Origin of the sequence: Actinocatenispora comari (assembly GCF_017312725.1) — a bacterium.
Classification (GTDB): Bacteria; Actinomycetota; Actinomycetes; order Mycobacteriales; family Micromonosporaceae; genus Actinocatenispora; species Actinocatenispora comari.
Genome location: NZ_BOPO01000143.1, coordinates 46,996 through 55,478 on the forward strand (window position 1 = coordinate 46,996; position 8,483 = coordinate 55,478).

At 71.2% G+C, this 8,483-nt stretch carries 6 protein-coding genes; 1 reads left to right on the top strand and 5 read right to left on the bottom strand.

What is annotated here, in order from left to right:
• Positions 1-48: 48 nt before the first annotated feature.
• The 4 genes from NUM_RS33750 to NUM_RS33765 form a co-directional block, all read right to left on the bottom strand.
• Positions 49-1,365, bottom strand: a complete 1,317-nt coding sequence (locus tag NUM_RS33750) for an HNH endonuclease signature motif containing protein (RefSeq protein ID WP_207128990.1) — start codon at positions 1,363-1,365, stop codon at positions 49-51.
• A 222-nt stretch (positions 1,366-1,587) separates the two neighbouring features.
• Positions 1,588-3,447, bottom strand: a complete 1,860-nt coding sequence (locus NUM_RS33755; protein WP_207128991.1) for a hypothetical protein — start codon at positions 3,445-3,447, stop codon at positions 1,588-1,590.
• A gap of 107 nt (positions 3,448-3,554) precedes the next feature.
• Entirely contained in the window at positions 3,555-5,417 is a 1,863-nt protein-coding gene (locus tag NUM_RS33760) for an ABC transporter ATP-binding protein (protein ID WP_207128992.1), read from the bottom strand.
• Positions 5,418-5,478: 61 nt separating this feature from the next.
• Positions 5,479-7,293 (bottom strand): ABC transporter ATP-binding protein, encoded by a 1,815-nt coding sequence (locus NUM_RS33765; protein ID WP_370467110.1) that lies wholly within the window; start codon positions 7,291-7,293, stop codon positions 5,479-5,481.
• Between the two features lie 147 nt (positions 7,294-7,440).
• On the opposite strand from NUM_RS33765, the gene NUM_RS33770 reads away from it, so the two are divergent.
• Positions 7,441-7,866: a hypothetical protein gene (locus tag NUM_RS33770; RefSeq protein WP_207128994.1), complete on the top strand. Its 426-nt coding sequence runs from the start codon at positions 7,441-7,443 to the stop codon at positions 7,864-7,866.
• Here NUM_RS33770 and NUM_RS33775 read toward each other — a convergent pair.
• Positions 7,832-8,326: a methylated-DNA--[protein]-cysteine S-methyltransferase gene (locus NUM_RS33775; RefSeq protein ID WP_207128995.1), complete on the bottom strand. Its 495-nt coding sequence runs from the start codon at positions 8,324-8,326 to the stop codon at positions 7,832-7,834. The two genes, NUM_RS33770 and NUM_RS33775, sit on opposite strands and share 35 nt — an antisense overlap.
• Positions 8,327-8,483: the final 157 nt, after the last annotated feature.

The window sequence follows — 8,483 nt, forward strand, 5'->3', positions numbered from 1 at the left end:
GTGCCGATGCTACGGAGTGCAGGCTGTCCCGGCGACGCGTTTCCCGAGCTAGCTATCCCGTTCGGGGCCGGTTGGCTGTCTGCTGGTCGGTTGTCCCCGTGACAGCGCCGAACCCGTCGTGTACCGCCGGCCGGTGGGGCTCGTCCATCGGAAGCGCCCAGGGGCAGGCTGTTCCAGTTGCCACGCCGTCTCGTGTTTCAGGCGGTGGTGATGCCGACAGAGCGCGCCGAGGTTGGCCGCGCTGGTGCTTCCACCGTCTTGCCACGAGATCGTATGGTCCAGATCGCAGGAGTCGGCCGGGTACGTGCAGCCAGGAAAGACGCAGCACCGGTCGCGTGCCACCACGAGATCGGCGAGGGCGGCCGGCGGCCGGTACGTGCTGCGGCCGACATCGACGACCGCGCCCGTCTTGGCATCGGTGAGGATTCGGCGCCAGGTTGCGTCCGCAGCGAGTCGCCGTGCGGTGTCGGCGTCGATCGGCCCGTACCCGGCCAGCTCGGCGGGGCTGTTTCCACCGAGCGCCGTGTCGAGAGGCAGCGTGAGGTTCACCCGAACCTCACGCTGCGCCGGCGCGCCGAGCAGCAGGTCGACGAACACGTCGGCGCGGCGCTGGTCCGCGGTACGGGTGTCGTCGGTGCGGGTGTCGCGCGCGAGCGCGGTGAGCCGGTCGCGGATCGCGACAGCATCCTCGGCGGGCAGCAACGCCCACAGCCCGGCCATGCCGTCTTCCTGTGGGACCAGCGTGACCCGTCGTTGCTGGGCGGCGCGCAGGTGACGGTCGGCATGGTGCGGGTCGAGCTCGGCGACCGCGCGCCGGGCCCGGGCCTTGATCTGGCCGCTGGTCAGCCCGGCGGGGTTCGGTCCGAGTGCCTTTCGCTCCACGGCGTCGACGGTGGTGGAGTCGGCCACCTGCGCGGTGACCCGGCACAGCCCCTCGGCGGTTGGCGGATCGATGGAGCCGTGGTCGAGCGCGGCCATCGTTGCCGGTAGTCGCGCGGTCAGCGCTTCGGCCTGAGCGAGTCGCTGTGCAGCCCGCCAGCGCGGCCAGCTCAGTGCAGCGGCGAGCTCGTCTGCGGTGAACTCGGAGGTCGGGCGCAGCGGGTGATCGCGGCGCAGCGCGGCGAAGCGCGCGATGAGTCGGGCTTGTCGGGCGTACAGCATCGCGATCTGCTGCTCGGCCGCCGCGAGCGCGGTGAGACAGTCGTCCGCGTCGAGCCACTCCACCGGCAACACCGGCAGTTCGAACGCGGACGGGTCGACGGGCGGATCGAGGTCGGCGGGATCGAACGAGCATTCATCGAGGGGCCCGTCGACGATGCCGGGCACGACGGGGTCGGCGACGCACTCTGCCCCCGTTTCGAACATGTGTCCAGGATAGGCACGCCCGTGCCGTCACGGCCACCGGCGCCCGTATCGGGGTGATGTTCCGGTCGTCGGCGCGCCAGCGAAGACCTCGGCGGCGTAACGGCGTGTCGTCCGGCCACGCGGCGGTGTTGCCGCTGCTCGACGGCAGGCAGCGGAACGACCTGCATCTCGGTGCGGCGGGCGTCCCGTGGCGGACGATGCCGCGGGACGCCCGCCGGCGCGTCACTCCTCGGCGACCGTGAAGTAGTACGTGTACGAGCTCAGGTGCGTTCCGTCCGCGAGGATCGGGTACACCTCCAACGCATGCCCGCCGCTGGAGTCCGGCGTGTACGGGATCGTCGCGCCGCCGTCGGTGGCCGCGACGACGCTCTCGTCACCCCAGTCGAACGAGTACCCGAACGACACGACGCCGGGCAGTGACGAGCTCACCGCGAACGTCCCGGCGACACCGACCCCACCGCCGGTGTCGTACTCCGGCCAGGTGTCGGAGGTGACCGTCGGGCTGGTGTCGAACGTGACGCTCCAGGACTTGACGGGGGTGACCCAACCGTTGCTGCTGTGGCTGCGCACGTCCAGCTGGTTCAGGCCCGGGCTGTCGAACTCGACGGTGACCGTCGCGGACCCGTCGCTGCCCGCCGCGACGGTCTGCTCCGCACCGCCGTTGACCGTGTAGGTGTAGTCGTCGACGTCGCTGACGTTCGGCCCGGGCGCGAGATGCACGGTCACCGGGCTGCCGTACTGCGGTGTCCCGTCGACGGTGACGACGGGAGACGTGTCGCGCACCTCGACGGTGTAGGTCGTCGAGTCGGACTGCTGGTACGCCCGGTCGTAGCTGGCGACGGTCAGCGTGTTCGGGCCGGAGTTCGGCGGTACCAGGCTCACCGTCGCCGAGCCGCCGAGCGTGTCCGCGCGGACGAAACCCTTGCCGTCGAAGGGATCTCCGTTCCCGACGTCGATCGTGCCCAGGGGCGACTTCCACGAGTACTGATACGCGACGACGTCACTCACGCCGTTCGCGCTCAAGGTGACCTGCATCGGCGTGCCGCCCGCGTTCCAGCCGTCGGTGGTGTACGTGGAGGTGACCGCCGGCGGCTTGTCGGGCCGCTGCGTGTCGGCCACGAAGTAGCAGGTGGCCGACCAGTCTGAGGTGTCGACACCGTCCCTGGCCCGGGTGTGCCAGGCATACGTCACGCCGTCGGCCAGGGTACCGGCGGGCACGGTGACGTCAGTGGGTGTGCCCTGCTGGGCGTAGTCGTCGGGCAGCGTCGTGGTCTGGTCCGGATGGGCCACGGGCCAGAGCACGAACTCGGCCGAGAACGACGATTCCAGCCCGTCGGGGTCGCCGAACAGGGCCGACAGGGTGGGTTGGGACCCCAGCGGCGCCGATGACGGTGGCACGGCCACGTAGGCGTAGGGGGTGCTGGTGGTGCACGGCTGTTCGTCGTTGGTCAGCGTGGTCGGAGTGCTGGGGATCGCGTTCGACCCGACGTCCAGATCCATGCCGTACTGCGCGTTCAGCCGCCGGCCGTGCGCGGGCTGGTCCTCGACCGCGGTCGGTTCGCGCAGTTCGACCGACAGTTCGGTGCGGCCTGCGGCGAGCGCTGCCCGTACCGCGTCGGTCAGGTCGAGCCCCAGATCCGCCGGGCAGGTCTGGGTGGCGCCGATGACACCGAGCTGTTCGATCGCCTGTGGTGCCTTGCTCCAGGTCGGGCTGGGCGGTCCGTCGGCGGTGCGCCACACCTCGATCTGGCGTTCGGCGCAGTCGGTTGCCGCCGACTCGCGTGCGTACAGGTGGGCGACGATGACGTGGCGGCCGGCGAGCCCGCTGATGTCGAAGCTCGCGTACACGCGGGACCGGTGGATGGTGCCGGCGTCGTCCTGCCAGGCACCGAGCGGCACGTCGTCGGTCGGGTCGACGTGGTTCGTGTCGGGTGCGGCGGAATCGGTGTACGACCAGGAAACGCGTGGCTGGTCGTGGTAGTGGGTGCCGGCCGTTGCCGGCGATGCCACCAGGACGGTGGCGGCGGCCGCGGCGGTGGCGCCCAGACAGGCGACGACGCGGCGCACGAGGGGTCTGCGCACTCCCGTGTTCCTCTCTGCGGAAGGAGGTGCGGCCCGGTGGGGCCGCAACACAGTAGCGCTTGGCGCACTTCGGTGGTGCCCGGAATCCGGTCACCTGGCAGGCGTGGTCAGACCAGGGAGTCTTCCCATTGGCGGTGGAGGTCGGCGTAGCGGCCGTCGCCATCGATGAGCTGCGCCGGGGTGCCGTCCTCGACCACGATGCCGGCGTCGAGCACCAGTACCCGGTCCGCGATCTCCACTGTGGACAGTCGGTGCGCGATCACGATCGCGGTACGGTCGGCGAGGATCGTGCGCAGGGCACGCTGCACCAGCCGTTCGGACGGGATGTCCAGCGAGCTGGTCGCCTCGTCGAGGATGAGCACGGCCGGGTCGGCGAGGAACGCGCGGGCGAACGCGACGAGCTGGCGCTGTCCGGCGGACAGCCGGCCGCCACCCTTCGCCACGTCGGTGCCGTACCTCTCGGGCAGCGCGGCGATGAAGTCGTGCGCGCCGATGGCCCGCGCGGCGCGTTCGATCTCGGCGTCGGTGGCGTCCGGCTTGCCGAACGCGATGTTCTCCCGCACCGTGCCGGAGAACAGGAAGTTCTCCTGGGTGACCATGACGACCGCGCGGCGCAGGTCGGTCTCGGCGAGATCGCGCAGGTCGACGCCGTCGAGGGTGACCCGGCCGGCGGTCGGGTCGTAGAACCGGGACACCAGTTTGGCGATGGTCGTCTTGCCGGCGCCGGTGGCGCCGACGACCGCGACGGTCTGGCCGGCCGGCAGCGTCAGGTTCAGCTCGGGCAGCACGAGCCGGTCGGCCCGGTAACCGAACTGCACCGACTCGAACCGCAGCTCGCCCCGCGACGCGGTCAGCTCGTGCGGCGAGGTCGGCTCGGCCACGTCGGGCTTCTCGTCCAGCACGCCGGCGAGCTTCTCCAGCGCGGCGGTGGCCGACTGCAGCGAGTTGTAGAACATCGACAGGTCCTGCATCGGCTCGAAGAACTTCCGCAGGTACAGCACGAACGCGGCGAACACGCCGATCTCGGCCTGGCCGTGCAGCACCCGGTAGCCGCCGTAGGTGAGCACGACGGCGATCGTGACGTTGCCGATCAGCTTGATCCCGGGGGAGAAGATCGCGATGAGCTGGAACGCGCGCTGGTTGGCCCGCTTGTACTCGTGGTTGACGGCCTCGAAGATCTCCTGGTTGCGCGGCTCGCGCCGGTACGCGTGCACCGCGCGGATGCCGCCGAGCGACTCGACGAAGTGCACGATGACCAGCGACACCGTCTCCCGCGTCCGGCGGTACGCCCGGGCCGACTGGCTGCGGAACCACGCCGACAGCCACAGCAGGAACGGGAACGAGCACAGCGTCGCCAGTGCCAGCGGCCAGTCCAGGAACAGCAGGATGATCGCCACGCTGATCACGTTGAGCCCGGCGAGCACCAGGTCGTCGATGCCGTTGTCGACCATCTCGGAGATGGAGTCCATGTCGGAGGTCAGCCGGGCGATCATCCGGCCCGAGGTGTACCGCTCGTGGAACGACAGGGACAGCTTCTGGAAGTGCTTGTACACCCGGCGGCGCAGGTCGAACAGGATCGCCTGGCCGATCCGGCCGGACAGCATCAGGAACGCGCGCTTGGTCAGGTAGCCGAGCCCGGACGCGGTCAGGAACGCGACGCCGACGGAGAGCAGCACCGCGTAGCTGTGGTGGTCGCGCAGTGGCGGGATGCCCCGGTCGATGCCGACCTGGACCAGGAACGGCCCGGCCATCGCGGCCACGTCCTGCACCAGCAGCAGCACCACGGCGAGCGCGAGGATGCGGCGGTGCGGCCGGACCAGCGAGCCGAGCAGTTGCATGCTGCGGGAGCGCAGCCGGGCCACCGAACGCTTGTCGGTCGCCTCCGCGGCGGTACGTTCGGAGTTCTCCTCACTGGCGATCCCGCGCCACGCCTCGATGTCCAGCGGCTGTTCGGAAGTGGGGGAGCTCATCGGTGTTCCTCCCTCGCCGGAACGCCGCCGGGGCGCGACGCGTTCGCTCGCTCACGCTGGTTCATCGGGCCGCGACCCCCTTTCCCTCGGGCAGCAGATCGGGCCGGTCGTCCGCCTCGGCGGACAGCACCGCGCGGTAGCTCGGCACCGTGGCGAGCAGCTCGGAGTGGGTACCGACGGCGGTGATCCGGCCGTCCTCCAGCAGCGCGACCCGGTCGGCGAGCGCGACGGTGCTGGGCCGGTGCACGACCAGCAGCGCGGTGGTACCGGCGAGGACCCGTTCCAGCGCCTCCTCGACCAGCGCCTCGGTGTTGACGTCGAGCGCGGACAGCGGGTCGTCGAGCACCAGCACCTTGGGCCGGGACACGACGGCGCGGGCCAGCGCGAGCCGCTGTCGCTGCCCGCCGGACAGCGACAGCCCCTGCTCGCCGACCCGGGTGTCCAGCCCCCAGGGCAGCTCGTACACGAAGTCGGCCTGGGCGACGCGCAGCGCCTCGGCCAGGTCGTCGTCGGTGGCGTCGGGGCGGCCGAGCGCCAGGTTCTCCCGGACGCTCATGGAGAACAGGATCGGCTCCTCGAACGCGGTGGCGACGTTGCGGCGCAGCGAGTCGAGGGTGCAGTCGCGCACGTCGTGGCCGTCGATGGTGATCCGGCCGCCGGTCACGTCGTACAGCCGGGGGACGAGCGAGACCGCGGTGGTCTTGCCGGAGCCGGTGACGCCGACCAGCGCCATCGTCTCGCCCGGTGCGATGTCGAGGTCGATGCCGGCCAGTACGGGCGTGTCGCTGCCCGGATAGCTGAACCGGACGTCGGAGAACCGCACCGCGCCGCGCAGCTCGTCGCGCCGCAGGTCGACGGCGCCGGGCCGGTCGACGACGGTGGGCTCGGTGTCGAACACGTCGTAGATGCGGTCGGCGGCGGTCATCGCCTCCTGGCCGCTGGCGAGGATCCAGCCGAGCGACTCGACCGGCCAGACCAGCCCCATCTGCAGGGTGGCGAACGCGACGAGCTGGCCGAGCGTCATGTGGCCCTGGACCACCGCGACGGCGCCGACGACGATGATGACGGCGAGCGACAGGTTCGGGATCAGCTCGTACAGCGGGGCGAACCGGGAGTCGAGCCGGGCCCGCTGCACCGCGAGCTGGTAGACCTTGTCGGCGTTCGCGGTGAACCGGGTGAACATGTGGTGCCGCCGGCCGAACGCCTTGACCACCCGGATGCCGTGCGCCGACTCCTCGACGTAGGTGGCGAGGTCGCCCTGGGCGTCCTGCACCTGCCGGGACACCCGCAGGAACCGCTTCGCGAACTGCCGGCTGATCAGGAACAGCGGCACCGCGGACAGCGCCACCAGGGCGCCGAGCGGCGGGTACAGCCGGATCAGCAGCACGACGACCACGGCGTACTGGCAGATGTTGACGATCAGGTAGATCACGCCGAAGGACAGGAACCGGCGCAGCGAGCCGATGTCGGTGATCGCGCGCGACAGCAGCTGCCCGGACTGCCACCGGTCGTGGAAGGTCAGCGGCAGCTTCTGCATGTGCGCGTACAGGTCGTCGCGGACGTCGGCCTCCATCGACAGCGACGCGTACGACTGGGTCCAGCGGCGGAGGAAGACCATGAACGCTTCCAGCGCGCCGAGAGCGAGCGCCGCCAGCCCGAACCAGATCAGTCCGTTCTGGTCGTGGTGCCGCACCGGCCCGTCGACCACGCGCTGCATCACCAGCGGGACGACGATGCTGGCGCCGACGGCGAGGCCGGCGGACACCAGCATGACGATCATGTGGCCCAGATAGGGACGCAGATAGTGCCGGATTCGCCACAGATTGTGTAGAGGGTTGTGCGCACTGCGGCTGGGTTCGGGAGGTTCCTTGGGCACACCCCGACGTTATCGGTAAGGACCGACAGGCTTCGCGTCAATTTCGTCCGCTGGACAGCACATACAGGCTCCGGTGCCCGCGGCGGTGTGGCGGACCTCACCGGCACATCCTTGCTTCCCATGGCTATTAGTATTAGCTTTCTAGCTATGACAGTTCTCAAGGTACGGGTCGGGCGGCGCCCGGCGTTCACCGTCGGCCGGGTGCTCACCGCGGTGGCCGCCGCCGCGGCCCTGCTCTCGGCCGTGGCCGCGGTCGCCGACGTGGTCGGCGCCGGCGCCGACACCCGCATCGTGGAAACCTGGCGGATGGTCGGTCTCGCTGTCTTCGCGGGCCTGTTCGCCCTGCTCGCGGCGCGCCCGCACGCCCTGCCGTACCTCTGGGAACTGGTGCTGGCGAGCAAGCTCGCGCTGACCCTCGCCGCGCTCGGCTACCAGCTCGCGGGCAGCGCCACCGGCACCGCGACGATCCTCGCCGCGGACGGTGGCCTGTTCGTCCTGCTGCTCGCCGCGTACGTGTGCGTGCGCGGCTGGCGCGCGCTCAGTGCGCCTCGTGATCGAGCAGCCAGCGCTTGACCGGCAGCCCCCACCGGAACCCGCCCAGCGAACCGTCGGTGCGCAGCACCCGGTGACACGGTACGAACAGCGCCGCGGCGTTGCGCGCGCACGCGTTGGCGGCGGCCCGGACCGCGGCCGGTCGACCGGCCAGCTCCGCGTACCGGGTGTAGGTCACCGGGTCGCCGGCCGGCACCGTGCGCAGCACGTCCCAGGAGTGCGCCAGGAACGGACCGCTGGCCTGCCGGACCTGGACCCGGTCGGTCGCGGTCAGGTCGCCGGCCAGGTACGCCTCGACCGCGGCGGCGATGTCGCCCCCGTCGCCGGCGGTGACCCGCTCCGGCCGCAGCGACGGGTGCACCAGCACCCGCAGCGTCTCCGGGTCGTCGGTCCAACCGCTGGCCAGGACGGCGTGGTCGGCCGCGGCCAGCACCGTGAACGGCCCGACCGGGGTGCTCGTCGTGAACGTGTAGGCAGTCATCTCTTCCTCCATCGTGCAGTCTTCGTGCCGGCACCGGACCCGTGCCGGCGCCGGCGGTCTCGACCCGGCCGGTCGAGCGGGTGCGGCTCGGCCGAGCGCGGTTCGACCAGCCACCGCGCGCATGCCCGGCGCCGGCGTGGTGCCGTGCGGCCGCCGG